At 72.4% G+C, this 25004-nt stretch carries 22 protein-coding genes; 5 read left to right on the top strand and 17 right to left on the bottom strand.

Going from position 1 to position 25004, the window contains the following annotated elements:
• Positions 1 to 43: 43 nt before the first annotated feature.
• From SMD20_RS19640 to SMD20_RS19625, 4 genes are all read right to left on the bottom strand, one after another.
• Positions 44 to 925, bottom strand: a complete 882-nt coding sequence (locus SMD20_RS19640; RefSeq protein ID WP_329583062.1) for an amino acid ABC transporter permease — start codon at positions 923 to 925, stop codon at positions 44 to 46.
• Complete coding sequence (locus SMD20_RS19635; protein ID WP_329583059.1) at positions 922 to 1611, bottom strand: amino acid ABC transporter permease; 690 nt, start codon at positions 1609 to 1611, stop codon at positions 922 to 924. The genes SMD20_RS19640 and SMD20_RS19635 overlap by 4 nt, the downstream gene beginning before the upstream one ends.
• 75 nt (positions 1612 to 1686) lie before the next feature.
• Positions 1687 to 2541, bottom strand: a complete 855-nt coding sequence (locus SMD20_RS19630; RefSeq protein ID WP_329583056.1) for a glutamate ABC transporter substrate-binding protein — start codon at positions 2539 to 2541, stop codon at positions 1687 to 1689.
• Positions 2542 to 2558: 17 nt separating this feature from the next.
• Entirely contained in the window at positions 2559 to 3314 is a 756-nt protein-coding gene (locus tag SMD20_RS19625) for an amino acid ABC transporter ATP-binding protein (protein WP_329583053.1), read from the bottom strand.
• A gap of 137 nt (positions 3315 to 3451) precedes the next feature.
• Here SMD20_RS19625 and miaB point away from each other — a divergent pair, with 137 nt between their 5' ends.
• Positions 3452 to 4948, top strand: coding sequence for a tRNA (N6-isopentenyl adenosine(37)-C2)-methylthiotransferase MiaB (miaB, locus tag SMD20_RS19620; protein WP_329583052.1), 1497 nt, complete (start codon positions 3452 to 3454; stop codon positions 4946 to 4948).
• Positions 4949 to 5201: 253 nt separating this feature from the next.
• Complete coding sequence (locus SMD20_RS19615; protein WP_329583049.1) at positions 5202 to 7070, top strand: LamG domain-containing protein; 1869 nt, start codon at positions 5202 to 5204, stop codon at positions 7068 to 7070.
• Positions 7071 to 7115: 45 nt separating this feature from the next.
• Here the strand turns inward: SMD20_RS19615 and SMD20_RS19610 are convergent, their stop codons facing one another.
• Genes SMD20_RS19610 through SMD20_RS19590 form a run of 5 tightly spaced genes read right to left on the bottom strand, consistent with a single transcriptional unit; the run spans position 7116 to position 14784 of the window.
• A complete protein-coding gene (locus tag SMD20_RS19610; protein WP_329583046.1) occupies positions 7116 to 7796 on the bottom strand; it encodes an HNH endonuclease family protein in 681 nt (226 codons plus the stop codon).
• Positions 7797 to 7830: 34 nt separating this feature from the next.
• Complete coding sequence (locus SMD20_RS19605; RefSeq protein WP_329583042.1) at positions 7831 to 10947, bottom strand: 2Fe-2S iron-sulfur cluster-binding protein; 3117 nt, start codon at positions 10945 to 10947, stop codon at positions 7831 to 7833.
• Positions 10944 to 11177, bottom strand: coding sequence for a sarcosine oxidase subunit delta (locus SMD20_RS19600; protein ID WP_329583039.1), 234 nt, complete (start codon positions 11175 to 11177; stop codon positions 10944 to 10946). Before SMD20_RS19600 ends, SMD20_RS19605 begins: the two co-directional genes overlap by 4 nt.
• Entirely contained in the window at positions 11177 to 12391 is a 1215-nt protein-coding gene (locus SMD20_RS19595; protein WP_329583036.1) for a sarcosine oxidase subunit beta family protein, read from the bottom strand. Before SMD20_RS19595 ends, SMD20_RS19600 begins: the two co-directional genes overlap by 1 nt.
• The gene (locus SMD20_RS19590) at positions 12388 to 14784 is read right to left on the bottom strand and encodes a GcvT family protein (protein WP_329583034.1); all 2397 of its coding nucleotides are present in this window, start codon (positions 14782 to 14784) and stop codon (positions 12388 to 12390) included. Before SMD20_RS19590 ends, SMD20_RS19595 begins: the two co-directional genes overlap by 4 nt.
• Before the next feature lie 160 nt (positions 14785 to 14944).
• On the opposite strand from SMD20_RS19590, the gene SMD20_RS19585 reads away from it, so the two are divergent.
• Together SMD20_RS19585 and SMD20_RS19580 are read left to right on the top strand one after the other, a co-directional pair.
• Entirely contained in the window at positions 14945 to 15934 is a 990-nt protein-coding gene (locus SMD20_RS19585; RefSeq protein ID WP_329583032.1) for a helix-turn-helix domain-containing protein, read from the top strand.
• 103 nt (positions 15935 to 16037) lie between these two features.
• Positions 16038 to 16415 carry a hypothetical protein gene (locus tag SMD20_RS19580; RefSeq protein WP_329583030.1) on the top strand — a complete coding sequence of 126 codons (378 nt, stop codon included), beginning with the start codon at positions 16038 to 16040 and terminating at the stop codon, positions 16413 to 16415.
• Between the two features lie 4 nt (positions 16416 to 16419).
• On the opposite strand, the gene SMD20_RS19575 is transcribed toward SMD20_RS19580, so the two are convergent.
• The 6 genes from SMD20_RS19575 to SMD20_RS19550 form a co-directional block, all read right to left on the bottom strand.
• On the bottom strand, positions 16420 to 17178 hold the full coding sequence (locus SMD20_RS19575) for an SDR family NAD(P)-dependent oxidoreductase (RefSeq protein WP_329583027.1): 759 nt from the start codon (positions 17176 to 17178) through the stop codon (positions 16420 to 16422).
• A gap of 39 nt (positions 17179 to 17217) precedes the next feature.
• Positions 17218 to 19494, bottom strand: coding sequence for a tetratricopeptide repeat protein (locus tag SMD20_RS19570; RefSeq protein WP_329583024.1), 2277 nt, complete (start codon positions 19492 to 19494; stop codon positions 17218 to 17220).
• Positions 19495 to 19513: 19 nt separating this feature from the next.
• The gene (locus SMD20_RS19565) at positions 19514 to 20239 is read right to left on the bottom strand and encodes an SCO6745 family protein (protein ID WP_329583021.1); all 726 of its coding nucleotides are present in this window, start codon (positions 20237 to 20239) and stop codon (positions 19514 to 19516) included.
• Positions 20240 to 20318: 79 nt separating this feature from the next.
• A complete protein-coding gene (gene dapF / locus SMD20_RS19560) occupies positions 20319 to 21131 on the bottom strand; it encodes a diaminopimelate epimerase (protein WP_329583018.1) in 813 nt (270 codons plus the stop codon).
• Between the two features lie 9 nt (positions 21132 to 21140).
• Positions 21141 to 22046 (bottom strand): tRNA (adenosine(37)-N6)-dimethylallyltransferase MiaA, encoded by a 906-nt coding sequence (gene miaA, locus SMD20_RS19555; protein WP_329583015.1) that lies wholly within the window; start codon positions 22044 to 22046, stop codon positions 21141 to 21143.
• Between the two features lie 83 nt (positions 22047 to 22129).
• Entirely contained in the window at positions 22130 to 22666 is a 537-nt protein-coding gene (locus tag SMD20_RS19550; protein ID WP_329583013.1) for a methylated-DNA--[protein]-cysteine S-methyltransferase, read from the bottom strand.
• Here SMD20_RS19550 and SMD20_RS19545 point away from each other — a divergent pair.
• The gene (locus tag SMD20_RS19545) at positions 22665 to 23579 is read left to right on the top strand and encodes a ribonuclease Z (protein WP_329583011.1); all 915 of its coding nucleotides are present in this window, start codon (positions 22665 to 22667) and stop codon (positions 23577 to 23579) included. The genes SMD20_RS19550 and SMD20_RS19545 overlap by 2 nt on opposite strands.
• Here SMD20_RS19545 and SMD20_RS19540 read toward each other — a convergent pair.
• Both SMD20_RS19540 and SMD20_RS19535 read right to left on the bottom strand, forming a co-directional pair.
• Positions 23555 to 24205, bottom strand: coding sequence for a hypothetical protein (locus SMD20_RS19540; RefSeq protein ID WP_329583008.1), 651 nt, complete (start codon positions 24203 to 24205; stop codon positions 23555 to 23557). The genes SMD20_RS19545 and SMD20_RS19540 overlap by 25 nt on opposite strands.
• A 49-nt stretch (positions 24206 to 24254) precedes the next feature.
• Positions 24255 to 25001, bottom strand: coding sequence for an isocitrate lyase/PEP mutase family protein (locus SMD20_RS19535; protein WP_329583005.1), 747 nt, complete (start codon positions 24999 to 25001; stop codon positions 24255 to 24257).
• Positions 25002 to 25004: the final 3 nt, after the last annotated feature.

Below are 25004 nucleotides of genomic sequence, written 5' to 3'. Positions count from 1 at the left end.
CGTAACCCCTTTTTGGGGCTTTCCCTGCCGGGGGATCAGGTCCTCAGAGCGTGGCGGTGGCTCCTCCGGCGCCGACCGCCGGGGGAGCCGCGACCGGGCCCGCCGCGGACGTACGGCTGCGCCGGCTGCGCCGCTCCAGCCAGTGCGCGAGGGCGCCGAGTGCCAGATTGATCAGCACGTAGATCAGCGCCAGCACGATCGCGCTCGGGATGAGGTTGCCGTAGTTGACCGCGAACTGCTTGAGCCCGGCGTTCAGCAGGTCCTCGTAGGCGATGATCCAGCCGAGCGCGGTGTCCTTGAGCAGCACGACCATCTGGCTGACGATCGCCGGCATCATGGCCGTCGTCGCCTGCGGCACCAGCACCAGCCGCATGACCTGCGACTTGCGCAGCCCGATCGCGTACGCGGCCTCGGACTGACCCTTCGGCACGGCGAGGATGCCGGCCCGGACGATCTCCGCCAGCACCGACCCGTTGTACAGCGTCAGGCCGATGACCACGGCCCAGAACGCCGGCACGCTCATCGTGTAGCCGCTCAGCGTGGCCGGGCCGGCCTGCACGAAGAAGATGAGGATCAGCAGCGGGATGGCGCGGAAGAACTCCACGACGCCGCCGCACACCGTGCGGATCACCTTGTGGTCGGAGAGCCGGCCGAGGCCGAACAGCACGCCGAAGATCACCGCGAGCACCGCCGCGACCACCGCCGCCTGCAACGTGCCGACCAGGCCGGGCAGGATGAACCCGGTCCAGGTGTCGCCGCGCAGGAACGGCTCCCACTTGGCCGCGTCGAGCTGGCCCTTCTCGCCCAGCGTGGAGATGACCAGGTAGGCGATGAACAGCAGCACGGCGGCCGACAGCAGCGTGAGCGCGTTGTTGCGCAGCCGGGCGCGCGGCCCGGGGGCGTCGAACAGGACGTTCGTGCTCATCGCGCCACCGCCATGCGCTTGGCCAGCCAGCCGAACAGGAAGCCGGTGGGAAGGGTCAGGACCATGTAACCGACGGCGAAGCCCAGGAAGATGGGGATGGTGCCGCCGTAGTCGTCGAACATCTGCTTCATCTGCGCGGCCGCGTCGAGGTAGCTCGCCACGATGACGATCGTGGTGTTCTTGGCGAGCGCGATCAGGATGCTGCCGAGCGGGGAGATGACCGAACGGAACGCCTGGGGCAGCACCACGAGCCGCAGCGTCTGCGTGAACGTCAGGCCGATCGCGCGGGCCGCTTCCGCCTGCCCCATGGACACGGTGTTGATGCCCGAGCGCAGCGCCTCGCACACGAACGTCGCGGTGTAGACGGACAGACCGGCCACCGCCCACCAGAAGTAGTTGGTGGTGGGGTCGCCGGAGAAGGTGAGCTGCATCGTGTCGCTCAGCCCGAGCGCGCACAGGATCAGCACGAGGGTGAGCGGGGTGTTGCGCACCACGTTGACGTACGCCGTGCCGGCCCAGCGCAGGACGGGCGTCGGCGCGACCCGCATGGCCACCAGGATCGTGCCGAGGATGAGCGCGATGACGGCGCTGGTGAGGGTGAGCCTGATGGTCGCCCAGAACCCGAGGAGGATCTTGTCGAGCTCCTGGACGAGCGGCGAGAAATCAAAAAGGGCGGAGGTGTCCATGACTTTCCTCGTCAGGGGAGCTCACCGGCGGGCACGCTGGCGCCCGCCGGTGAGTGACCGGGTCTTGGACGGGGATCAGGCGCAGCCCTCGGCGGGGGGCGCGGCGGTCTCCATCTTCAGTCCGGTGCCGTCGAAGTGCTTCGCCAGGAGCTTGGCGGCCGTGCCGTCGGACCACATCTGACCGATGATCTTGTTGATCTCGTTGCAGGTCTCGAGGTCGCCCTTCTTCAGGCCGACGCCGTACTTCTCGTCCGTGAACGGAGCGCCCGCGACCTTCACGCTGGCGCCCTCGCGCTTGGCGAAGCCGGCGAGGATCGTGTCGTCGGTGGTCACCACGTCGACCGCGCTGCTCTTGAGCTTGGCGATGCACTCGTCGTAGCCGCCCGCGGGAACGAGGGTGGCCTCGACCTTGAGGTTCTGCTTGTTGGTGCCCTCGGTGATGTTCTTCCACGAGTTGGAGCCGCTGACCTGGCAGACCTTCTTGCCCTTCAGCGTCTCCAGGCTGGTGATCGAGGAGTCGTCGGCCCGGATCAGGGAGTCCTGGTGCGCCAGGTAGTAGGGCCCGGAGAAGGTCACCTGGGGCTTGCGGGCCTCGGTGATCGAGTAGGTCGCGATCACCATGTCGACCTGGCCCTGCTTCAGGAAGCTCTCACGGTTGGCCGAGCGGGCCTCCTTGAACTCGATCCCGCTCTCCGGCACGCCCAGCTTGCCGGCGATGTACTTGGCCACATCGACGTCGAAGCCCTCGACCGTGCCGTCAGGCTTCTTCAGCCCGAGCCCGGGCTGGTCGTACTTCACGCCGATGACGAGCTTCTTCTCGTCCTTGGCCTTCTGCAACACGGTGGTGGCCCCGCCGCCGCCACAGGCGGTGAGACCGGCGATCATGGCGCCGGCCGCGGCCAGGGCAACACCCACCCGTCGGATCTGCATGTCCTACCTCGGCTCTCTCAATGCGTCAGAATCTTGGAAAGGAAATCCTTGGCCCGGTCGGTCTGCGGTGAGCCGAAGAAGGCGTCGGGGGTGTTCTCCTCGACGATCTGGCCGTCGGCCATGAACACCACCCGGTTCGCCGCCCGGCGGGCGAAGCCCATCTCGTGGGTGACCACCATCATGGTCATCCCATCGCGGGCCAGGCTCACCATGACATCCAGGACTTCCTGCACCATCTCGGGGTCCAGCGCGGACGTCGGCTCGTCGAAGAGGATCATCTTCGGCTCCATGGCGAGCGCACGCGCGATCGCCACCCGCTGCTGCTGGCCGCCGGAGAGCTGCGCGGGGTACTTCTGCGCCTGCGCGGCGATGCCGACCCGCTCCAGCAGCTCCATGGCCCGCTTCTCGGCGGCCTCGCGGCCCTGGCCGCGCACCTTGATCGGGCCGAGCGTGACGTTCTCCAGGATCGTCTTGTGCGCGAACAGGTTGAAGGACTGGAAGACCATGCCGACTTCCGAACGCAGCCTGGCCAGCCCCTTGCCCTCCTCGGGAAGAGGCTGCCCGTCGAAGACGATGCGACCTCCGTCGATCGTCTCCAGCCGGTTGACGGTCCGGCAGAGGGTCGACTTCCCGCCCCCCGATGGGCCGATGACGACCAGGACCTCGCCCCGGAAGACGGTCAAGTTGATGTCCTTCAGGACGTGCAGCGCCCCGAAGTGCTTGTTGACGTTCTCCAACCGTACGAGTGGAGCGTCGTCACCGTTGTCCGTCATGGGTAGAACCGTACGGGCCTCCAGGACGCTGGTCACTAACTGAGCGGTACCGATCCGATCACATCCGGCCGTCAAGCTGGCCTTTTAGATCGGTACGGACCGTCGGGAGCCGGACAACGACTACCCTGGAATGTGCCATGACTGTGACCCAGGAGGGCGCCCGCACGTACGAAGTGCGCACATACGGGTGCCAGATGAACGTCCACGACTCCGAGCGGCTGTCCGGCCTCCTGGAGGAGGCCGGCTACGTGCCCGCGTCCGGCGGCGAGACCGCCGACGTGGTCGTGTTCAACACGTGCGCCGTGCGGGAGAACGCCGACAACCGCCTCTACGGCAACCTCGGCCACCTCCGCCCGGCCAAGACCCGCAATCCGCGCATGCAGATCGCGGTGGGCGGCTGCCTGGCGCAGAAGGACCAGGGCGAGATCGTCCGCAAGGCGCCCTGGGTCGACGTCGTGTTCGGCACCCACAACATCGGCTCGCTGCCGGTGCTGCTGGAGCGGGCCCGCGTCGAGGGCGAGGCGCAGGTCGAGCTGAAGGAGTCGCTGGAGACCTTCCCCTCCACGCTGCCCACCAGGCGCGAGTCCGCCTACGCTGCCTGGGTCGCGATCTCGGTCGGCTGCAACAACACCTGCACCTTCTGCATCGTGCCGTCGCTGCGCGGCAAGGAGAAGGACCGCCGGCCGGGCGACATCCTGGCCGAGGTGCGCACGCTGGTCGAGCAGGGCGTCCTGGAGGTCACGCTGCTGGGCCAGAACGTCAACACCTACGGCGTCGAGTTCGGCGACCGGCTCGCCTTCGGCAAGCTGCTGCGCGCCTGCGGCGACGTCGAGGGCCTGGAGCGGGTGCGCTTCACCTCGCCGCACCCGGCCGCGTTCACCGACGACGTGATCGCCGCCATGGCCGAGACGCCCAACGTCATGCACCAGCTCCACATGCCGCTCCAGTCGGGCTCCGACCGGGTGCTGCGGGCGATGCGCCGCTCCTACCGCGCCGAGCGCTACCTCGGCATCATCGAGCGGGTGCGCGCCGCCATGCCCGACGCGGCGATCTCCACCGACATCATCGTGGGCTTCCCCGGCGAGACCGAGGAGGACTTCCAGGGCACGCTCGACGTGGTGCGGCAGAGCCGCTTCGCCAACGCCTTCACCTTCCAGTACTCCATCCGCCCCGGCACCCCGGCGGCCACCATGCCCGACCAGGTGCCGAAGGAGGTCGTCCAGGAGCGCTACGAGCGGCTGGTCGCGCTGCAGGAGGAGATCTCCTGGGAGGAGAACAAGAAGCAGGTCGGCCGCACCCTCGACGTGCTGGTGGCCGAGGGCGAGGGCCGCAAGGACGACGCCACGCGCCGCCTGTCCGGCCGCGCCCCCGACAACCGCCTGGTCCACTTCGCCGCCGGTGACGAGACGCCGCGGCCGGGCGACCTGGTGACGGTCGAGGTGACGTACGCTGCGCCGCACCACCTGGTGGCCGACGGCCAGGTCCGCGCGCTGCGCCGCACCCGCGCGGGCGACGCCTGGGAGGCCCGGCAGGGCGGCTCGGGGGGCGCTCCCGGCGTGATGCTCGGCATGCCGACCATCGGCCGCCCGGCCCCCGATCCCGCCCCGGCGGCGAGCGGCTGCTCCCTCACCTGACCGCTCTGACCGGCGCGTTCGCTAACGGAGCCGAGCTTTCCCCTTACTGAAAACGATCTTTACTGTCAGTCCGGCCTATGTGATGATCGCTGGGTTTTGCCCGCGATTTTTCGGAAGGGCCGGAGTGACTACACGACGATTACTCCCGGGGGCGGATCCCCGGACGCGGCGGCGCATCGCTCTCGTCAGCGCGCTGGCGCTGCCGCTTTCGCTGATGGCCGCCACCGCGGCCGCACAATCGATCTTCACCCCCATGTCCTCCGCGGCGAGCACGACGTCGCAGCTGGACACGACAGGGCTCGTGGCCGCGTACGGGATGAACGAGGGGACGGGCACGACGGTGTCCGATTCCTCGGGCCTGGGCAACGCAGGTGAGACGGAGAGCACGACCTGGGCCGGCGGCAAGTACGGCCAGGCGTTGTCCTTCAACGGCACCTTCAGCTGGGTCACCGTCCCGCACGCCGCGTCGCTGCGCCTGACGACCGGCATGACGCTGTCGGCCTGGGTCAGGCCCTCCACCGTGGCCGCCTGGCGGAGCGTGGCGGCCAAGGAACTGGGCGGCGAGGGGCTGTCCTACGGCCTGTACGCCTCCACCGACGGGTCGGTCCCGACCGGCTGGGCGCAGACCTCCGCCGACAGCTGGACCACCGTGGACGGCACGTCTCCGCTGGCGGTGAACACCTGGAGCCATCTCGCGGTCACCTACGACAACACCGCGCTGCGGCTGTTCGTCAACGGCCGGCAGGTCACCCAGACCTCGCTGAGCGGCGCTGTCGCCGACGACGGCGGTGCCCTGCGGATCGGCGGGAACAACGTCTGGGGCGAGTTCTTCAAGGGCCTGATCGACGAGGTGCGGGTCTACAACCGCGCGCAGAGCGCGAGCGAGATCCAGAGTGACATGGCCACCCCGATCACCGCGGCCCCGACCCCCACCCCGACGCAGACTCCGACCCCGACTCCGACGCAGACTCCGACTCCGACTCCGACTCCGACGGACACTCCGACTCCGACCGACACTCCGACACCGACCGACACACCGACCCCCACCCCGTCGGACACCCCGACCCCGACCCCGACACCGACGGACACGCCCACCCCGACCGTCACCCCCACGCCGACCCCCACTCCGACGCCGGACGGCCTCGTGGCGGCCTACGGGATGAACGAGGGCACGGGCACCACCGTCAACGACTCCTCCGGCCACGGCAACACCGGCGCGGCCGCGGACACCACCTGGGCGACCGGCAGGCATGGCGGGGCCCTGTCCTTCAACGGCTCCTACAGCTGGGTCACCGTCCCGAACTCCACGTCCCTGACCCTGAGCTCGGGCGTGACGGTCTCGGCGTGGGTACGGCCCACGGCCTCGGGCGGCTCCTGGCGCACGGTGCTGCTGAAGGAGCACGAGTTCGGCGGCTCCTACGGCCTGTACGCCTCCACCACCACCGGCCCCTCGGGCTGGGTCATGACCGAGCTGGGCGAGGGCGGCGCCGTCAGGACCACCACCCTGCCACTGAACCAGTGGAGCCACCTGGCCTCGACCTATGACGGCGAGGTCAACCGCCTGTACGTGAACGGCGTCCAGGTGGCCCAGTCCGCCCTCGGCGGCGACATCATCGACGACGGCGGCGACGTGCGCATCGGCGGCAACAACCTCTGGGGCGAGTACTTCAAGGGCCTGATCGACGAGGTGCGCGTCTACAACCGCCCGCAGACCGCGGCCGAGATCCAGTCCGACATGAACACCGCGATCGGCGCCCCGGCGCAGACCGCGACGGCGGCGCGGCGGATGAGCGCGCCCGCCACCGGCAAGAGCGTCGGCAAGCTGACCGTGACCGGCGTCCCGCACGTGACCACCTGGCTCGCGCCTGGCCGTTCCGGCCAGTCGACGGTGGAGGTGCAGCTCGCCCGGTCGCCGATGGCCGGCAAGCAGGGCGGCAAGGTCAGGACCGAGCGTGCGATCTGGTCCGGCCGGGCCACGGCCGCCACAGGCGACTCCCTCGTGACCGTGGAGATTCCGAAGAGCCGGCTGCGGGCCGGACAGGAACTCAGGTGGCGCTTCCGTGTCACCGGCACGGGCGGCGCTGACGCCTGGAGCGACTGGCGCGAGGTGACCGTCAGGTGATCGGGCGGCGGGCGGCCCGCGACCGGCCGCCCGCCTCCTTCCCGGTCAGCAGTCGTCGAGGATGCCCTCCATGGCCGACTTCTCGGCGGCGGTGACCCAGACGTCGTACTTCGCCTTGACGTCGATCTGGCGGGCGATGTACGTGCAGCGGTAGGACTTGAGCGGCGGCAGCCAGGTGGCGGCGTCGGAGTCGCTCTTCTGGCCGTTCAGCGGGCCGTCCGTGGCCTGGAGGTTCAGCGGGTCGTTGGCGAACTCCTTGCGCTTGGTGGCCGACCACTGCTGGGCGCCCTTCTGCCAGGCGTCCGAGAGCGGTATGAGGTGGTCGATCTGGACGGCCGTGCTGGTGTCCTGGCCGCGCTTGAACTTGATCGTCTTGCCGCTGTAGGGGTCCTTCAGCGTGCCGGTGAGCACGATGCAGTTGTGCGTGCCGGACTTGAAGGTCTCGTCCTCCAGGTCGCGCTTGAGTATGTCGTTGCGGGTGTCGCAGCCGTTGCGGTCGACGTCGGCCCAGGAGGGGCCGAACTTGTCGCGGTCGAAGCCGGTGCGCGGGGCGCGGCCCTTGACCTGGAGCTTGGCGAGCTTCTTGCGGGCGTCGGAGACGGAGGCCGAGTCGGACTTGGATCCCTTGTCGGAGTCGCCGGTGGAGAGCTGGGCGTCCAGCCCGCCGCACCCTGTCGCCAGCACCGCCACCGTGGACAGACCCGCCACCAACGCCCGTACGCGCACGTCGAACTCCCGAAACTCAAGGTTTTCGTAAAGCTTAGGGATAAATGCCCTCAAGAGCGTCGAGTAGCCATTCCGCGAGATAACGGGTGAACGACGACCGCACGTAGACCCGGTACGTGTCCGCCGCCCGCCGCTCCAGCAGCACGGACGCCTGCCCCAGGAAGGTCTGGGCGTGGCCGGGGAACACCGACGGATGCAGGTCGAGCGGGCAGCCGGTGATCAGGATCTCCTCGGCCGCGGGGCCCGACAGCTCCAGGATCGTCCGCTGGTCCGACACGTCCACCCATTCCGGGCCGGGGGCGACGTTCCCCGCGACGAGCCACCAGGACGGGCCGAGCGCGAGGCCCATCCCCGGGTCCGCCCCCCGCACCTCCCACATGGGCTCGAACGCGATCTCCCGCAGCCGCGCGGCCGGGGTGCTCGCCGCCTGGAAGCGGGCGGCGAACGCGGCGGCCGGGCTCTCGGCGGGCCGCGGCTCCCCCTGGTACGGGCCCACCTCCACGGTCAGCGGCAGGCCGTCGCGGCGGTCGTTGCCCGGATCGAGGAAGACGGGGGAGCAGACGGTGACGGGATGGGCCGCGCCGTCGCACACGGCGGTGAGCCGGTCGCCCGGCTCGGCGTCCCTGACCAGGGCGAGCGCGAAGCCGCGGCCGAGCGCCGCGCTCGCGTAACCGGAGGTCACGTGCCCCAGCGCCGGCGTCCCGTCGCCGGAGGTGAGCTGCGCGCCCTCGGGCACGACCGCGGCCGGGTCGTCGGGCAGCAGGCCGACCAGGCGCTTACGGCCGGGGCGGGCGGTGTCCGGGCGGGCGTGGGAGCGCTTGCCGACGAAGTCGGGCTTGCGGGAGGAGACGATCCACGCCATGCCGAGGTCCTGCGGCGTCACGGTGCCGTCGGTGTCCTGGCCCACGATGGGGAAGCCCTTCTCGGCGCGCAGCACGTGCATGGTCTCGGTCCCGTACGGCACCGCGCCCAGGTCGAGCACCGCCTCCCACAGCGCCCGGCCGTGCCGCCAGGGCACGTTCACCTCGTACGCCAGCTCGCCCGAGAAACTGATCCTGAACACCCGCCCGGGCACCCCGAGCACGTCGGTCTCGGCGTACCGCATGAACGCCAGGTCCACCGCGCCGGGCGCGACGGCGGCGATCACCTCGCGGGCCCGCGGCCCGGCCACCGCGACCGTCGCCCAATGGTCGGTCACCGAGGTGAACGACACCTCCAGCTCCGGCCACTCGGTCTGGTGCCACTCCTCCAGCCAGTCGAGCACGGCGGCGGCGTTGCCGGTGGTCGTGGTCATGAGGTAGTGCGTCTCGGCCAGCCGGGTCGTCGTGCCGTCGTCGAACACCATGCCGTCCGCGCCGCACATCAGCCCGTAGCGGCAGGCGCCGACGGGCAGCGTGGAGTAGAGGTTCGTGTAGATCCGGTCGAGGAAGGCGCCCGCGTCCGCACCCCGGATGTCGATCTTGCCGAGGGTGGAGGCGTCCATGGCGGCGACGCCGGTGCGCGCGGCCTCGCACTCGCGCCGCACGGCCGCCGCCATCGTCTCGCCGGCGCGCGGGAAGTACCAGGGGCGCTTCCACTGGCCGACGTCCTCGAAGACGGCCCCGAGCGCGACGTGCGCGTCGTGCATCGCCGTGGTCCTGACCGGGTCGGACAGCTCGCCCCGGTCGCGCCCGGCCAGCGTGGCGAAGGACACCGGCGTGTACGGCGGCCGGAACGTCGTCGTCCCCACCTGCCCCGGCTCCGCGCCCAGCAGGGCGGCCATCACGCCCACGACCACCGCGCCCGAGGTCTTGCCCTGGTCGGCGCCGGTGCCCGCGGTCGTGTAGCGCTTGACGTGCTCCACCGAACGCAGCCCGGCCCCGGTGGCCCTCGCCAGGTCGGCCACGGTCACGTCCCGGTGCAGGTCGGCGAAGGCGGGCTCCGGTGAATCGCCGGTCACGGACCAGACGGCCGCCGGCGGGCGCGGGGGCCGCCGGTCGTCCTCGGGGACGCGCGGCCCGTTCCCGGAATGCCCGGCCGCCTCCGCCCCGGCGGCGTAGCCGTCGGCGATGGCCTCGCTCGTGCCGTAGAGCCCGCGGCAGGCCCCGGCCGACCGCTCGGCCTGCGCGGACGTGCCCGGCACGAAGGCCAGCAACTCCTCGTCGTAGCGGAGCCGGCCCTGGGACTGGCTGAACAGCTGCACCGCCGGGTTCCAGCCGCCCGCGACGGCCAGCAGGTCGCACGCGAAGTCCCGGTCGCCCGCCCGTACGCCGGTCAGCACGCCGTCGGCGTCGCCGGAGGTGCCCGTCACGACCTGCCCGGCCAGCACCTCCACCCCCTCGACCGGCGGTGGCGAAGGCCGCGGGTCCACGATCGCCAGCACCTCCACCCCGGCGTCCGCCAGGTCGCGGGCGGCCTCGTAGCCGGAGTCCGCGCAGGCGAACACCACCGCCCGCCGTCCGGCCCGGACGCCGTAGCGGTTGGCGTACGCGCGGGCGGCCGAGGCCAGCATCACCCCCGGCCGGTCGTTGCCGGGGAAGGCGAGCGAGCGCTCGTGCGCGCCCGTCGCCAGCACCACCCGCCGCGCCCTGATGTGCCACAGCCGCTCGCCGCGCGGCCGCCGCTCCACGGCGACCACGTAGTTGTGGTCGTAGTAGCCGACGGCGGTGGTCCTGGTCAGCACGCGGGCGGGCAGCTCCAGGCCGGCCACCCACTCCAGGGCGGGCCGGCCGTCCAGCGTGACCCGGCTGTTCAGCAGGTCGCCGCCGAGCCGCGGCTGGTCGTCCACGAGGATCACCCGCGCCCCCGCCCGACCGGCGGCCACCGTGGCCGCCAGCCCGGCCGGGCCGCCGCCGACCACGAGCACGTCGCAGTGCAGGTAGCCCTTGTCGCAGCGGCGCTCGTCCCGCGCGTCCGGGTCGACGCGGCCCTTGCCGCGCAGGCTCCACGCCTCCAGCCCGTCGTACAGCTCGACCGTGGTGGCCGCGAGCATGGGGTCGGCGCCCACGCGGACCAGCGCGTTCGGCTCCTCGGGGCCGGCGGTGAAGACGCCGCGCGGGCGGCCCAGCTCCACGCTGCGGCCGACCACGCGCACCCCGCCCCGCAGCAGCGCGGCGGCCAGCGTGTCACCCGGCTCGCCCCGGTAGGCGCGGCCGTCGAAGGTGAATCTCATCTGATCTCCTGCGTGACCGTGTGCCGCTCGACGGTGAACCAGGTGCGGCAGCCGTGCGCGTGGAACCAGCGCTCGTGGAACCAGCCTTTGGGGTTGTCGCGCATGAAGACGTAGGCGGCCCACTCCGCGTCCGTGGTCTCGCCGTCCGGGTAGGCGATGCCGGCCTGGCCGCCGTAGCGGAACTCGGTCTCGTCGCGCGGGCCGCAGAAGGGGCAGGGAATGAGCAGCATCAGTGCGCCACCGCCGCCGCGCCGTGCTCGTCGATGAGCGCCCCCGTGGTGAACCTCTCCAGCGCGAACGGCTCGGCCAGCGGGTGCGGGCGGCCGTGCGCGATCGTGTCGGCGTACACCCAGCCGGAGCCCGGGGTGGCCTTGAAACCGCCGGTGCCCCAGCCCGCGTTGACGAACAGGTTCTCCATCGGCGTGCGCCCGATGATCGGGGAGGCGTCGGGGGAGACGTCCACGATGCCGGCCCAGGTGCGCAGCACGCGCACCCGGCTGAAGATCGGGAACAGCTCCAGTGCCGCCGCCATCTGCGCCTCGATCACGTGCACGCCGCCGCGCTGGCCGTAGGAGTTGTACGCGTCGATGCCCGCCCCCATGACCAGCTCGCCCTTGTGCGCCTGGCTCACGTAGACGTGGACGGCGTTCGACATCACCACGCAGTCCAGCACCGGCTCCAGCAGCTCCGACACCAGCGCCTGCAACGGGTGCGACTGCAGCGGCAGCCGGAACCCGGCCAGCTCCGCCAGCACCGACGTGTGCCCGGCGGCGGCCAGCGCCACCTTGCCCGCCGCGATCCGGCCGCGCGAGGTGCGCACGGCCGCGACCCGGCCGCCGGTGATCTCGAAGCCGGTGACCTCGCAGCCCTGGATGAGGTCGATCCCGTACGCGTCCGCCTGCCGGGCCAGGGCCCACGCCACGTGGTCGTGCTTGGCGATGCCGCCGCGACGCTGCAGCGTCGCGCCCATGACCGGGTGCCTGGGCCGGTCGGAGACGTCGATGATCGGGCAGAACTTCTTCACCTCGGTGGCGTCCAGCCATTCGGCGTCCACGCCGTTGAGCCGGTTGGCCTCGACCCGGCGGCGGCCCTCGCGCACGTCGCCCAGGCTGTGCGCCAGGTTGAGCACGCCGCGCTGGCTGAACTGCAGGTCGTAGTCCAGCTCCGCGCTCAGCCCCTCCCACAGCTTGAGCGAATGCTCGTAGATGGCGGCGCTCTCGTCCCACAGGTAGTTGGAGCGGATGATCGTGGTGTTGCGGGCCATGTTGCCGCCGGCGAGCCAGCCCTTCTCCAGGACGGCGACGTTGGTCAGTCCGTGGTTCCTGGCCAGGTAGTAGGCGGTGGCCAGGCCGTGGCCGCCGCCGCCGACGATCACCACGTCGTAGGACTTGCGCGGGTCGGGGTCGCGCCAGAGGAAGTCGGGGTGGGTATGGGGCCGGGTCAACGCCTGATCTTCTCCATCCCGGGGTCGTACAGCGGCTCGGCGGCGACCTCCGCGGGAACGCGGCGGCCGAAGTAGGAAATATCGACTTGTGTCCCGGGGACGGCCAGTTCGGCCGGCAGCCAGGCGTAGGCGATCGGGCGCTGGAGGGTGTGCCCGTAGGCGGCGCTGGTGACGTAGCCGACGGTGCGGCCGCCGTGCCGTACGGGCTCCTTGCCCATGACGACCTCGGCGCTGAGCAGCGGGACCAGCTTGCGGGTGACCTCGCGGCGCAGCGCGTCGCGGCCGAGGAAGTCCTTGTCGTCGCGGACGGCGAAGGCGAGCCCCGCCTCGTACGGGTTGTGCTCGCTCGTCATGTCCACCCCCCACAGACGGTAGCCCTTCTCCACCCGCAGGCTGTTGAACGCGGCCCGCCCGCCGGCCACCGCGAGGCCCCTGGTCCAGAGGGTGTCCCACAGCTTGAGCCCCATGTCGGCGGTGGTGTAGAGCTCCCAGCCCAGCTCGCCGACGTACGACACCCGCAGGGCCAGCACCGGAACGTGCCCGATATATCCGGACTTGCAGGTGAAGTAGCGGAAGCCCTCGTTCGACAGGTCCAGGTCCGTCAGCGGCTGCACCAGCTCCCTCGCCTGCGGCCCCCACACCCCGACGCAGCAGGTGCCGGGCGTGATGTCGCGCACCTGCACGCCGCCCGGCGCGTGCCGGGAGAGCCAGTCGAGGTCGAGGTTGCCGTTCGCGCCGATCTGGAAGCGCTCCTCGGCCAGGCGGGCGACGGTCAGGTCCGACCGGATGCCGCCCCTCGCGTCCAGCAGCAGGGTGTAGGTGACCGAGCCGGGCTTCCTGTCCACGTTGTTCGTGGTCATGCGCTGCAGGAACGCCGCCGAGCCCAGGCCGCTCACCTCGATCCGCTTGAGCGGGGTCATGTCGTAGAGCGCCACGCGCTCCCTGGTCGCCTGCGACTCGGCGGCCGCGATCGGCGACCAGTAGCGGCCCGCCCAGGCGTCCCGCTGCGCCGCGCCCAGCAACGGCTCGTCGGCCAGGCTCTCCAGCAGCGGCCCGTTCGCCTCGAACCACTGCGGCCGCTCCCAGCCGGACCCCTCTAGGAAGAACGCCCCCAGCTCCCGCTGCCGCACGTGGAACGGGCTGGTACGCAGCGGTCGCGGCGACTCCATCGGCTGCAGCGGATGGATGACGTCGTAGACCTCGACGAAGTTCTGCTTGCCGCGCTCCTCGACGAAGGCGGGGGAGAGCTGCGCCTGCTCGAACCTGGCCAGGTCGCACTCGTGCAGGTCGAACCCGGACGTCCCGTCCACCAGCAACTCGGCCACCGCCCGCGCGACCCCCGCCGAGTGCGTCACCCACACGGCCTCGGCCAGCCAGAAGCCGTCGAGGTGCGGCGCCTCGCCGATCAGCGGGAAGCCGTCGGGGGTGAAGGAGAAGACGCCGTTGATGCCGTCCTCGTACGCTGAGCCGGCGAGCGCGGGCAGCAGCTCGACCGCGTCCCGCCAGGCCGGCTCGAAGTCCTCCTCAGTGAACGCCTGCACCGACGGCATCACGGTGCCCTTGGCCGGGATCTCCTCCTGGGTGACCGGCATCGGGCGGTGGGCGTAGGAGCCGATGCCGACGCGGTCGCCGTACTGCCGGAAGTACAGGTCGCGGTCCTGGTGGCGGAGGATGGGGCCGGGGCGGCCCAGGTCGAGCGGGCCGGATTTGGCGTACTGGTGGGCGAGCGGCAGCAGCGGCACGGTCAGGCCGGCCAGCTTCCCGATCGACGGCCCCCAGAAGCCGGCCGCGCACACGACCACGTCGGCGGGGATCGTCCGGTACTCCCCGCCGGTCAGCACCGCCACGCCGGTGACCCGGCCGCCGTGCTGCTCGACGCCGACGACCGTGTGCCGTTCCAGGAAGCGCGCGCCGCGCTCGCTCGCCCGCGCCGCCTGCGTCTCGCCGCAGGCGACCGCCGCGGCGAGACCGTCCGTGGGCACGTGGAAGCCCCCGAACACCTTCGTACGGTCCAGCAGCGGCCACAGCTCCACGCAGGCGTCGGCGTCGAGCAGCCGGCCCTCGACGCCCCACGACTCGGCCCAGCCGAGTTTGCGGTGCAGGTCGGCCCAGCGTTCGGGGGTGGTGGCCACCTCCAGGCCGCCCACCTGGCGGAAGCAGTGCTCGCCGAGCGCGGTGTACTTGCGCACGGTGTAGGCGGCGAACTCGGTCATCGTCTTGGCGGGGTTGGTCTGGAAGACCAGGCCGGGCGCGTGCGAGCTGGATCCGCCCGCCGCGAACAGCGGCCCCTGCTCCAGCACGGTGACGTCGGTCCAGCCGCGCTCGGTGAGCTCGTCGGCCAGAGCGCACCCGACGATCCCGGCGCCGATGATCACCAAGCGGGGCCGACTCATGGCGCCTCCGGTTGTTCCTTAATGCGCAACACGCACCGGACTACGCAACGACCATAAAGGCCCGCCCGCCCCCGGAACAAGACCTCCGTCCGCCTGTGGACCGCCGGAGCCGGCCCGCCGTACGCTCGTGATGGATCATGGCCTGTTCAGAGAGGTCGGCATGGCGCAGCGGCGCTTACTGGAAGGGCTGGGGGTCACCGTCGCCGAGGAGACGGCCTACCGGGCCCTGCTCCGGCACGGCCCCGCGACCCTCAACGAGCTGTCCGCCGAGACCGGCTCCTCGGCCGCCGCCGTCCGCCGCGTGCTGCCCCGGCTGGAGGACCTCGGGCTCACCTCCCGCGTCGCCGGCCGGCCGCTCCGGCTCGTCGCCACCCCGCCGGACATCGCCGTCGACATCCTCGTCGCCCGCCGCCAGGAGGAGCTGACCCACAGCCGCGCCGCCGCCGCGCTGCTGGCCACCGAGGCCGCCGGGCGCGGCGGGCCGCAGCCGGAGGAGGTGCTGGAGGTGGTCACCGGCCGCGACGCCGTCGCCCGCCGCTACCTCCAGCTCGAACGCGACGCCACCCGGGAGCTGCTGGTGCTGGTGCATCCGCCGTACGCGGTGGACATCGGCGACGGCCACCGGCCCCCGCGCCGCGCCGCCCGCAGGGGAACGCCCGTCGTCCGTGGCATCTACAGCCCGCTCGCCTTCGAGCAGCCCGGCATGCTCGCCCACACCCGCCGCGCCATCGCCGGCGGCGAGCAGGCCAGGCTCGGCCAGGTGCCGGTCAAGCTGGCCGTCGCCGACGCCCGCACCGCCATCCTGCCGCTGGCCTCCGACGACGACCGGGCCGTCGAGAGCGCGCTCGTCGTGCACCCGTCGGCGCTGCTGGACGCCCTGGTCGGGCTCTTCGAGACGCTGTGGCGGACCGCCGTGCCGCTGCGCCTGGCCGACGACCGCCTCCAGCCCGAGGGCCGGCCCCGGACCCCCGACGCCGAGGTGCTCGCCCTGCTCGCCGGCGGCATGAAGGACGACGCCATCGCCCGCCAGCTCGGCCTCAGCCCCCGCACGGTGCAGCGCCGCGTCCAGGTGCTCTGCGAACGCCTCGGCGCCCGCACCCGTTTCCACGCCGGCGTCCTCGCCGCCCAACGCGACCTGCTCTCCGAATGAAACAGGTCGCTCCCGTCATGATCCCTGCCACCCCTGATCGCGATCCCGAACTCTTCCGTGAAGCCATGAAACGCCTGGAGGCGGTCACAGAAAGGATGTGCCGATGAGCAGCACCATCACCTATGTCGTCACCCATGAGAACGGACGGTGGGTGTCGCGCTGCCCTTCCGGCGAGGTGGAAGGCGTCGGCGTGGCGAGCTCCCTGTCCCAGCTGGAGCGCGACCTGTCGGAGATTCACGCATGGGCCTGGCCCGAGAACACTCCCGCCGTGGAGTTCACCTTCGACCTGCCGGAGGAAGTGGCGGGCGTGGTGGCGGCGTATCACCGCCAGAAGGAACTGGCCGAGACGCATGCGCGACGAGCCGCCGAACTGGCCGTCGAGGCCGCGAAGACGCTGACGAGTCACTGGTCGGAGCCGGACACGGCACGCCTGATGGGGCTGTCGAAGCAGCGTGTCCACCAGCTGAAGGTGAGCGTCTGAGCCCCTATGTGAGCAGGAATCCGCCGTCCACCGGGAGGACGACGCCGGTGACGTAGGAGGACGCCTCGCTGGCCAGGAACACGGCGGCGGCCACCAGCTCGGCGGGGTCGCCCGGCCGCTGCATGACGACCCGCGAGTCCACCATCTGCTCCAGGTAGCCCGACTGGTATTGGTCGGTCATCTCGGAGGCGAAGAACCCCGGCTCCAGGCAGTTGACCCGGATGCCGCGCCGCCCCGTCCACTGCTGCGCGAGGTCGCGGGTCAGCCCTGCCAGCGCCGCCTTGGAGGCGGTGTAGGCGGCCTGCGGCAGCCCGGCGGTGGTCTCGGCCAGCACGCTGCCGATGTTGACGATCGACGAGCCCGGCCGCATCACCCGCGCGCACGCCTGCGCCATCCAGTAGGCGCCCATCAGGTTGACCTCGACCACCTGGCGGAACTCCGCGGGCGTCTCGCGCAGCGCGGGGACGGCGGTGCCGAGCCCGGCGTTGTTGACTAAGACGTCGACGCCGCCGAAGCCCTCGACCGCGGCGGCGGCGAGCGCGTCGCAGTCCTCGGGGCTCGCCACGTCGGCGGGCACCGCCAGGCACCGGCGGCCGGTCTCCTCGACCAGCCGCCGCGTCTTCTCCAGGCGGTCGGCGCGCCGGGCGCCGATCACGACGTCGGCGCCCGCCTCGGCCAGCCCGCGGGCGAAGGCCACCCCGAGCCCGGACGAGGCTCCGGTGACGATCGCCACCTTCCCGTCCAGACGGAACCGCTCCAGCACCCGCGCCGCCCTTCTTGGACCTGGTGGCCCGCTCTTCTCCTACAGGCCGTATTCCTTGACGATGCGCTCGTGCCGGCCGACCTCGACGTCGATCTCGCGGGCGAGGTCGAGCCAGGCCAGCGGGTGCACCCACCGCTCGGTGGCGTCGTCGAGCAGCGCGTCGACCTCCGCCGGGCTGACGTCCGGCGGCACCGCGACCCAGCCGAACACGCCCGGCAGCGGCTCACCCGAAGTGGGGTGGGTGACCTTGTAGTTCTCGTCGCTGTAGACCCACATCGGCCAGCCCCGCTCGGCCATGACCTCGGTGAACTCGGCCCAGTCGGTCTCGCTCGGCGCGGCGCCGTCGAAGAAGTAGCTGGTGTAGCCGCCGGGCCGCAGAATGCGTACGGCCGCGAACGGCGGCACGAAGTTCTGCTGCTCCTGCGGGTCGTCGGGCACCGGCTCCAGCAGTTGCGGGTCGAAGACGACCAGGTCGCCGGCGTTGTAGTCCATGCCGCGGGGCTGCGGCAGGGCCAGCCGGGCGGTGGCGGGGCCGGTGCGGATGGACAGCACCTGGCGCTGGCCGCCGTCGGGCGCGGGGAGGATGACCCGGATGAGGCCCATCTCCTCCTCGATCGGGCCCTCCTTGGACTTGACCGGCATGCCGATCTTGGCCGCGCCCTTGCGGACGATCTCCCAGTCCTCGGCGGAGGTGGCCATGACGATCATGCGCCAGACGTCCTCGTCGGCCAGCTCGTCGATGACCTCCACCAGCACCTGGGCGGCCCTGGCGTTCTGGTCGAGCTGCTGGGCGGCGCCGGACAGCAGGCGGCGGGCGTCGATGCCGGCCCCGGCCGCGACGGCGTGCTCGGCGGCGTCGAGCGCCTCCGGCCAGCGCTCGCGGGCGCTGTGCAGGCGGGCGAGCGCGACCTGCTGCGCGGCGTGCGGCAGCAGCGCGGCCATCTGCTCCAGCCGCTCGTCCTGGCGGGCCTCGATGAGCAGGGTGGTGAGGTAGGCGACGTCGTCGGCCTCGGCCTCGCCGATCTTGCCGGTGTCGACGAGGGTCTTCCAGTAGATGTCGGCGCCGGCGGCGGGGTAGCCGAGGAAGCCCAGCGTGGTGGTGTGGCGGCGGGTCGCCTCGAGGTCGTCGCCGGACAGCGGCGCCAGCCAGCCCACCCACTTCTCGGGGTCGGCGTTGAAGCCGTCGGCCGCGTCGAACAGGGCCACCCGCTCCTCCAGCGGGCCGGGGGCCTCGTGCTCGGCGGTCGCGTCGGCGGTGGCCCGCAGCGCGGCGATGCGCTCGGTCAGGTCCTCGCTCGCGCGCAGCTCGGCGGTGCCGGACTCGGCGACGTCGGCCAGCAGCCTGGCCTGCCAGACGCCCTGGCGGGCGACGGCGAGGTCGCCGGCGATCAGCGCGAGCTCGACCCGGGCGCGGTAGCCGCCCATCATGCCGAAGTAGTCGATCCACTGGCGCAGCACCCGGCCGAGCTGCCAGGTGTTGGTGATCTGCGCGGAGCCGGCCAGCTGGGCGACCGCGCGCGACCACTCGACGAACACGCGCGGGTGCTCGCCGACCACGTCGAGGTCGGGCAGCGCGTCGACGGCCTCGGCGACGCGGCCGAGCGTGGCGAGGATCAGCGCCCGGCGCACGCCGTCGCGGTGGTCCTTGGCCACCGGGTCGTCGGGCTGGTGGCCGGAGGCGGCCTGCAGGGCGTCGAGCGCGGCCTCGGCGCGGCCCGCGGCCAGCAGCGCGCGGGCGTGCTCGGCGCCGAGCTCCCAGCTCGGCGCGCGGCCGGCGGTGCGCAGCCGCTCGGTGGCGGATTCGGCGTAGGTGACGGCCTCGTCCGCCTTGCCGGCGTCGATCAGCGCGGCGACGTATTGGGTGGCGAGGCCGGTGAAGGCGGGCCGCTCGGGGCTCAGGGCCTCCAGGTGGGCGCCCAGCGTCTCGAGGCGCTCGGTGGCGTAGCCGGGGCCGTCGGTGTTGGCCAGGGCGATGGCGAGAGCCTCGACCGCCGCCGGGGCGGACGGGCACTCGCGTACGTCTTCGCGCTGGGCGAACGCCAGCAGTTGCCGCGCGTCGTCGAGCGCGACCGCGCCCTGGGCGCGGTCGCCGATGCGGCCGACGAGGTGCCAGTAGCGGGCGTAGAACTCCAGCCAGGGCAGCTCCAGGGTCTCGGCCTGCTGCGCGATGGCGGGGGCCATGACGTCGAGCTGCGGGTATCGGCCCTCATAGGCCTGTGCGGGAAGGTCTCCCAGCGCCATGGCGAGGCCAACGTTGCCCGCCTCGGAAAGCTGCTGCTGGGTGTCGCCGACCCAGGCCCAGATGTCCACGTCCATGGGCAGTCAGTCTGCCAGGTCAACGAGCGTGCCCCAAACGCAGAAGGCCGATCAGCTCGTCCGATTCGCTGTCGTCGAGCACGGAGAAGACCGGCGCCATGAGATCGTCGGTGCGCTCCTCGACCTCGGCCCGGCGGGCCACGAGCTCCGGGGTCGGCTCGGGGTAGGGCTCCGGCCAGGAGAAGAACTGGGCGATCCGGGTGCCGGTGGCCTGCCCGAACGGGGTCGTGTCGTGCTCGGCGGCGAGCGTGGCCTCCAGCGGGTGCAGCCCGGCGGCGAGCACGGCGTTGGCGTGCAGGCCGCCGCGCAGCTCGCGTACGCAGTGCATGAGCTGGACGGCGCGGGCCGGCGGGTCGTCGGCGAGCGGCACCGCCCGCCAGCCGGCGAACAGCGGCGCGCCCACGGACGACGCCGCGGCGACCACCGGCTCCAGCAGCTCGGCGAGCCTGGCGCAGCCGTCGTGGCCACCCAGCTTGCGTCGGCCCCAGTCGCGGCACACCTCGGCGTAGATCTCGACGGCGCGGTCCGCGGCGAGCTTGCGGCCGCCGTTCCAGCTCTCCTCGACGTGCTCGCGCGGGAAGAAGACGGCGACGGAGTGGACCACGTCGGCGTCGCACTCGCCGAGCACGCCGCAGCGGCCGCGGAAGTAGAGCTCGCGGGGGCCGAGGCCGTGCTCCTCGCAGGCGGCCTTGGCCTCGCGGGAGACCATGAAACCGCCGCCGAGCTGCCCGATGGGTGCTTTCACCTGGACTGCGGTAGTGCGCGGGTCTGCCATGTCCCACCTCTCGGTTCGGGAATCAGACCCAGCATGCCTCAGTAGAACATCATTCTGCAAGCATCAGCTCGCCGCTGGCCACGATCATCGCCGGTCCGGACAGGTAGCTCGTGTCCTCGTCGAGGATGACGGTGAGCGTGCCGCCGAGCACCTCCACCGTCCACGTGCCGGTGGTGTCGCCCGACAGGGATGCCGCCGCGACCGCCGTCGCCACCGCGCCCGTGCCGCACGAGCGGGTCTCGCCCGAGCCGCGCTCGAAGACGCGCATCACCGCGCGGCTGACGCCCACCGGGTTGAACAGCTCGATGTTGACGCCGCCCGGGAAGACGCCGATGTCGAAGCCGGGCTGGTGCGTGAGGTCGAGCTGGGCGACCGGATCGCCGATGGCGCAGGCCAGATGCGGGTTGCCCATGTCGATCCGCACGCCGGGATAGTCGATGCCGCCCACGTGGGCCGTGCTCTCGCCGAGCACGACCGGCTTGCCCATGTCGACCGTGACGTCGCCGTTCGGCTCCAGACGGACCTGGCGCAGGCCGCCCCGCGTGGCGACGGCGAACCCGGAGGGGTCGGCGAGGCCCGCGTCGGCGAGGTAGCGGGCGAAGACGCGCACGCCGTTGCCGCACATCTCGGCGACGCTGCCGTCGGCGTTGCGGTAGTCCATGAACCACTCCGCGGCGGATGCCTGCCCGGCCACCTCGTGGCTCCGCTTGGTGCGCACCACCCGGATCACGCCGTCGGCCCCGACGCCCGCCCTCCTGTCACAGATCTTGGTGACGAGCGTGGCCGACACGTCGAGCTCGCCGTCGTGATCGGGCAGGATGACGAAGTCGTTCTCGGTGCCGTGACCCTTCAGGAAGCGCATTCTGCAAGTTTAGGGTGCCGGGTGTCCGGGGATCTCGGCGAGGGAGCGCTCGACAAGATCAGGGGCGTCGTACGGCAGCCACCGCACCCGCGGGTCGCGCCTGAACCATGACTCCTGGCGGCGCGCGAAACGCCTGGTCGCCCGCACCGTCTCCGCCCGGGCCTGCTCCTCGCTCCACTCGCCCTCCAGGAAGCGGATCACCTGCGCGTAGCCGAGCGCGCGGCCGGCCGTACGGCCCTCGGCCAGGCCCTGCCCGAGCAGCGCGCGCACCTCCTCCACCAGGCCCGCCGCCCACATCCGCTCGACCCGGAGCTCGATCCGCTCGTCCAGCTCGGGTCGCGGCACGTCCAGGCCGATCTGGACGTTCGGGTAGAGCGCGTCGTACGACGGCATCGTGGCCGAGAACGGCCGGCCCGAGTGCTCGATCACCTCCAGCGCCCGCACGATGCGGCGGCCGTTGCCGGGCAGGATCGCCGAGGCGGCGGCCGGGTCGAGGCCGCGCAGCCGCTCGTACAGCGGGGCCGGGCCGCGCTCGGCCAGCTCGGCCTCCAGCCGGGCCCGGATCTCGGGATCGGTGCCGGGGAACTTCAGGTCGTCGAGTGCCGCCCGGACGTACAGGCCGCTGCCGCCGACCAGCACCGGCGTCGCGACCTTGTCGAACACCTCCCGCGCCAGCCGTTGGTACTCGGCCACGCTCGCGGTGACCGTGACGTCCCAGATGTCCAGCAGATGGTGCGGCACGCCGCGCATCTCGGCGGGCGTCAGCTTCGCGGTGCCGATGTCCATGCCCCGGTAGAGCTGCATGGAGTCGGCGTTGACGCACTCGCCCCCGAGGCGGAGGGCGAGCTCCACGGCGAGGTCGGACTTCCCGGCCGCGGTGGGGCCGACGACGGCGATGACAGGCTGCTGGCGCACACGCACCAGTCTGTCGGAGGCCGGGGAGTGTCCGAGCCGCTCAGAAGGGCCCACCTCAGAGGGCCCGTCTCAGGGGGCCCGTCTCAGAGGTCGAGCAGGGTCGGCTGCAGGTAGCCCTCGTGGGTGAGCAGCCACCGCTTCGTCTCCACGCCCACGCCGCCGCTGAACCCGCCGAGCCCGGTGCCCGCGATCACCCGGTGGCAGGGCACGAAGATCGGGATCGGGTTGGAGCCCATGATGGAGCCGATGCCCCGGGCGGGCACGCTGGTGCCGCTGAGCTTCGCCAGCTCGCCGTAGGTGACGGCGGACCCGTACGGGACCGCGTGCAGCGCCTGGAGCACCAGCCGCCGCGACCCCGCCATCAGCCGCCAGTCGATGGGCGTGCGGAAGGCGCGGAGCTCCCCGGCGAAATACGCGTTGAGCTCGGCGACGGCCAAGGCCGTACGATCCGCATCATGCACCTCGACCAGCCCGAGCCGCTCCGCCAGGCCCGCGCCGGAGCCCCAGCCCGACGCCACGAGCCCCGTCTCGGTGACGGCCAGCGCGAACGCGCCCACCGGCGTCGGCACCTCGGCCAGCGCCACCGTGCCCGCCGCGCCGGTCTCAGTGATGGTCATCATGTCCTCTCGTGAGCTCGTGGTGCTCGGCACCTCCAGCGCCGTTCCCACCCGACACCGTAACCACAACGGCTACCTCCTGCGCTGGGACGGTCAGGGTTTCCTCTTCGACCCTGGCGAGGGCACGCAGCGGCAGATGGTGCACGCCGGGGCGCGCGCGAACGACGTGCACTGGCTCTGCGTCACGCACTTCCACGGCGATCACTGCCTGGGCGTCCCCGGCGTCGTGCAGCGCATCGCCCGCGACCGGGTGCGGCATCCGGTGCGGGCGGTGTTCCCGGCCTCCGGGACGGCGTACTGGCGGCGGCTGCGGCACGCCGCCGTGTTCGCCGACACCGACGTGATCTCCGAGCATCCCGTCAACGGCCCGCTGGCCGCGATCGGGCCGCTGACCGCGCGCCGCCTGTCCCATCCCGTGGAGTCGTACGGATACCGCGTCCAGGAGCCGCCCGGCCGCCGCATGCTGCCCGCCAGGCTCGCCGCCCACGGCATCCGCGGCCCCGAGGTCGGTGAGCTGCAGCGCAAGGGGTCCGTACGCGGCGTCACGCTGGAGGAGTGCAGCGAGCCCCGGCCGGGGCAGGCCGTCGCCTTCGTCATGGACACCCGGCTCTGCGACACCGTCTTCGAGCTGGCCAACGGGGCCGACCTGCTGGTCATCGAGGCCACGTTCCTGTCGGGGGAGAGCGCGCTCGCCAAGGAGTACGGGCACCTGACGGCGTACGAGGCGGGCCTCGTGGCGGCGGACGCGGGTGTGCGGCGGCTGGTGCTCACGCACTTCTCCGAGCGGTACGGCTTCGACGACGAGCCCGCGTTCGTCGCCGAGGTGCGGCGCAGCTACGACGGGGAGGTGGTGCTGGCCCGCGACCTCATGAAGGTGCCGGTGCCGCGGCGTCAGTCCCACAGCGCGGCGAAGTAGCCGACACCGTAGGGGGCGTCCCGCGCCAGCAGCCTGCCGCGCGGCGCGGCTCCGGTGGCGGCCCCGGCGAGCACCTGGAGGGCGGCGCGGCCGGTGGCCCACAGCCGGTCGGCCTCCACCGGGTCGAGTGCGGCGAGCGTGGCCGGGTCGGCGGCGTCGAGCGCCTCCGCCACCCGGTCGTCGAACGGGCCGGCGGCCTCGTCGTACTTGCCGGGCGCCTTCGGCGTCAGGCAGGCCGAGCCGTCGGCGAGCACCAGCAGGCCCACCCGTTCGCCGGTCGCGGCCAGCTTCCCGCCGAGCGCCAGGCACTCGGCGGGCGCGGCGTCGACGTCCACGGCCTGGCAGGCGCCGGGCACCCGCCCGTCCAGGAGGCAGCGGCCCACGGTCAGCGACAGCGGCAGGACGGGCTCGCCCGTGCCCGCGCCGGCGTCCAGGCCCCAGGGGCGCAGGCTGCCCGCCGCGCCTCCCGCGTACGCCTCGGTGGCCGCGGCCCCGCCCACCACGATCAGCACGTCGGGACGGGCGGCGAGCACGCCTTGGACGGCGGCGTCGCAGGCGGCGCGGAGCCGGGGCATGCCGGTCACGATCAGCGGGGTTTGCGGGCAGACGGCCGCGGCGGCAAGCACGAGCGCAAGCGTACGCGGCCCGTCACCGCGCGCCGCTCGCGAGGGCCGCTCAGAAGGGGCTGTCGCCCGCCTTGACCTTGGCCAGCAGCGCCACGGTGTGGGCGTGGGCGAGCCGGTGCAGGCCGGCCCCGAAGCTGACGCGCGCCACGCCCAGCTCTGCCAGCCGCCCGAGGCTCGGCGCGCCCGGACGGAACAGCACGTTCACCGGCCGGCCGCCGAGCGCGGTCACCAGGGCGCGGATCTCGTCCTCGTCGGCGAGCGTGATGGGGTAGACGCAGTCGGCCCCCGCCTCCAGGTAGCGCTCCGCCCGCGTGAGCGCCTGCTCCCGTGAGGTCGAGCCGTGCAGATAGGTGTCCACGCGGGCGTTGATCACCAGTGCCTGGCCGGCCGCCGCCCGCACCTCGGCCAGGAAGTCCGCCTGCTCGCCCGGGTCGATCAGCTCGCCGGTGCGCGGGTCGCTGTCCTCCAGGTTGCAGCCGGCCGCGCCGGCCGTCAGGAGGCGTTCGGCCAGTTCGGCGGGCTTGAGGCCGTAGCCGCGCTCGACGTCGGCGGTGACCGGCACGTCCACGGCGCGGGCGATGCGGGCCACGGCGGACATCATCTCGTCCACCGGGACGCGCTCGCCGTCGTCGTGGCCGAGGACCCGGGCGACGGCGGCGCTGCCGGTCGCCACGGCCGGGAAGCCGGCCTCCTGGACGGCGCGCGCGGAGGCGGCGTCCCAGACGTTGGGCAGGATCACGGGCGTTCCGGGCACATGCAGCCCGCGGAGGACACCGGCGTCGTCGATCGTCGTCATGCC

It is taken from the genome of Nonomuraea sp. LP-02 (assembly GCF_036289125.1).
Classification (GTDB): domain Bacteria; phylum Actinomycetota; class Actinomycetes; order Streptosporangiales; family Streptosporangiaceae; genus Nonomuraea; species Nonomuraea bangladeshensis.
Note: the sequence above shows the minus strand (reverse complement) of the source record. Positions and strands in the feature narration are given on the sequence as shown.

Bases quoted from the DNA above. Each gene is read 5' to 3' on its own strand.
- SMD20_RS19600 (WP_329583039.1), bottom strand. From the start codon at position 11,177: ATGCTGCTCATTCCCTGCCCCTTCTGCGGCCCGCGCGACGAGACCGAG.
- SMD20_RS19570 (WP_329583024.1), bottom strand. From the start codon at position 19,494: ATGGACGTGGACATCTGGGCCTGGGTCGGCGACACCCAGCAGCAGCTT.
- SMD20_RS19640 (WP_329583062.1), bottom strand. From the start codon at position 925: ATGAGCACGAACGTCCTGTTCGACGCCCCCGGGCCGCGCGCCCGGCTG.
- SMD20_RS19585 (WP_329583032.1), top strand. From the start codon at position 14,945: ATGGCGCAGCGGCGCTTACTGGAAGGGCTGGGGGTCACCGTCGCCGAG.
- SMD20_RS19590 (WP_329583034.1), bottom strand. From the start codon at position 14,784: ATGAGTCGGCCCCGCTTGGTGATCATCGGCGCCGGGATCGTCGGGTGC.
- SMD20_RS19550 (WP_329583013.1), bottom strand. From the start codon at position 22,666: ATGATGACCATCACTGAGACCGGCGCGGCGGGCACGGTGGCGCTGGCC.
- SMD20_RS19535 (WP_329583005.1), bottom strand. From the start codon at position 25,001: ATGACGACGATCGACGACGCCGGTGTCCTCCGCGGGCTGCATGTGCCC.
- SMD20_RS19630 (WP_329583056.1), bottom strand. From the start codon at position 2,541: ATGCAGATCCGACGGGTGGGTGTTGCCCTGGCCGCGGCCGGCGCCATG.
- SMD20_RS19615 (WP_329583049.1), top strand. From the start codon at position 5,202: ATGTCCTCCGCGGCGAGCACGACGTCGCAGCTGGACACGACAGGGCTC.
- miaB (WP_329583052.1), top strand. From the start codon at position 3,452: ATGACTGTGACCCAGGAGGGCGCCCGCACGTACGAAGTGCGCACATAC.
- SMD20_RS19635 (WP_329583059.1), bottom strand. From the start codon at position 1,611: ATGGACACCTCCGCCCTTTTTGATTTCTCGCCGCTCGTCCAGGAGCTC.
- SMD20_RS19580 (WP_329583030.1), top strand. From the start codon at position 16,038: ATGAGCAGCACCATCACCTATGTCGTCACCCATGAGAACGGACGGTGG.
- dapF (WP_329583018.1), bottom strand. From the start codon at position 21,131: ATGCGCTTCCTGAAGGGTCACGGCACCGAGAACGACTTCGTCATCCTG.
- SMD20_RS19605 (WP_329583042.1), bottom strand. From the start codon at position 10,947: ATGAGATTCACCTTCGACGGCCGCGCCTACCGGGGCGAGCCGGGTGAC.
- SMD20_RS19545 (WP_329583011.1), top strand. From the start codon at position 22,665: ATGTCCTCTCGTGAGCTCGTGGTGCTCGGCACCTCCAGCGCCGTTCCC.
- SMD20_RS19625 (WP_329583053.1), bottom strand. From the start codon at position 3,314: ATGACGGACAACGGTGACGACGCTCCACTCGTACGGTTGGAGAACGTC.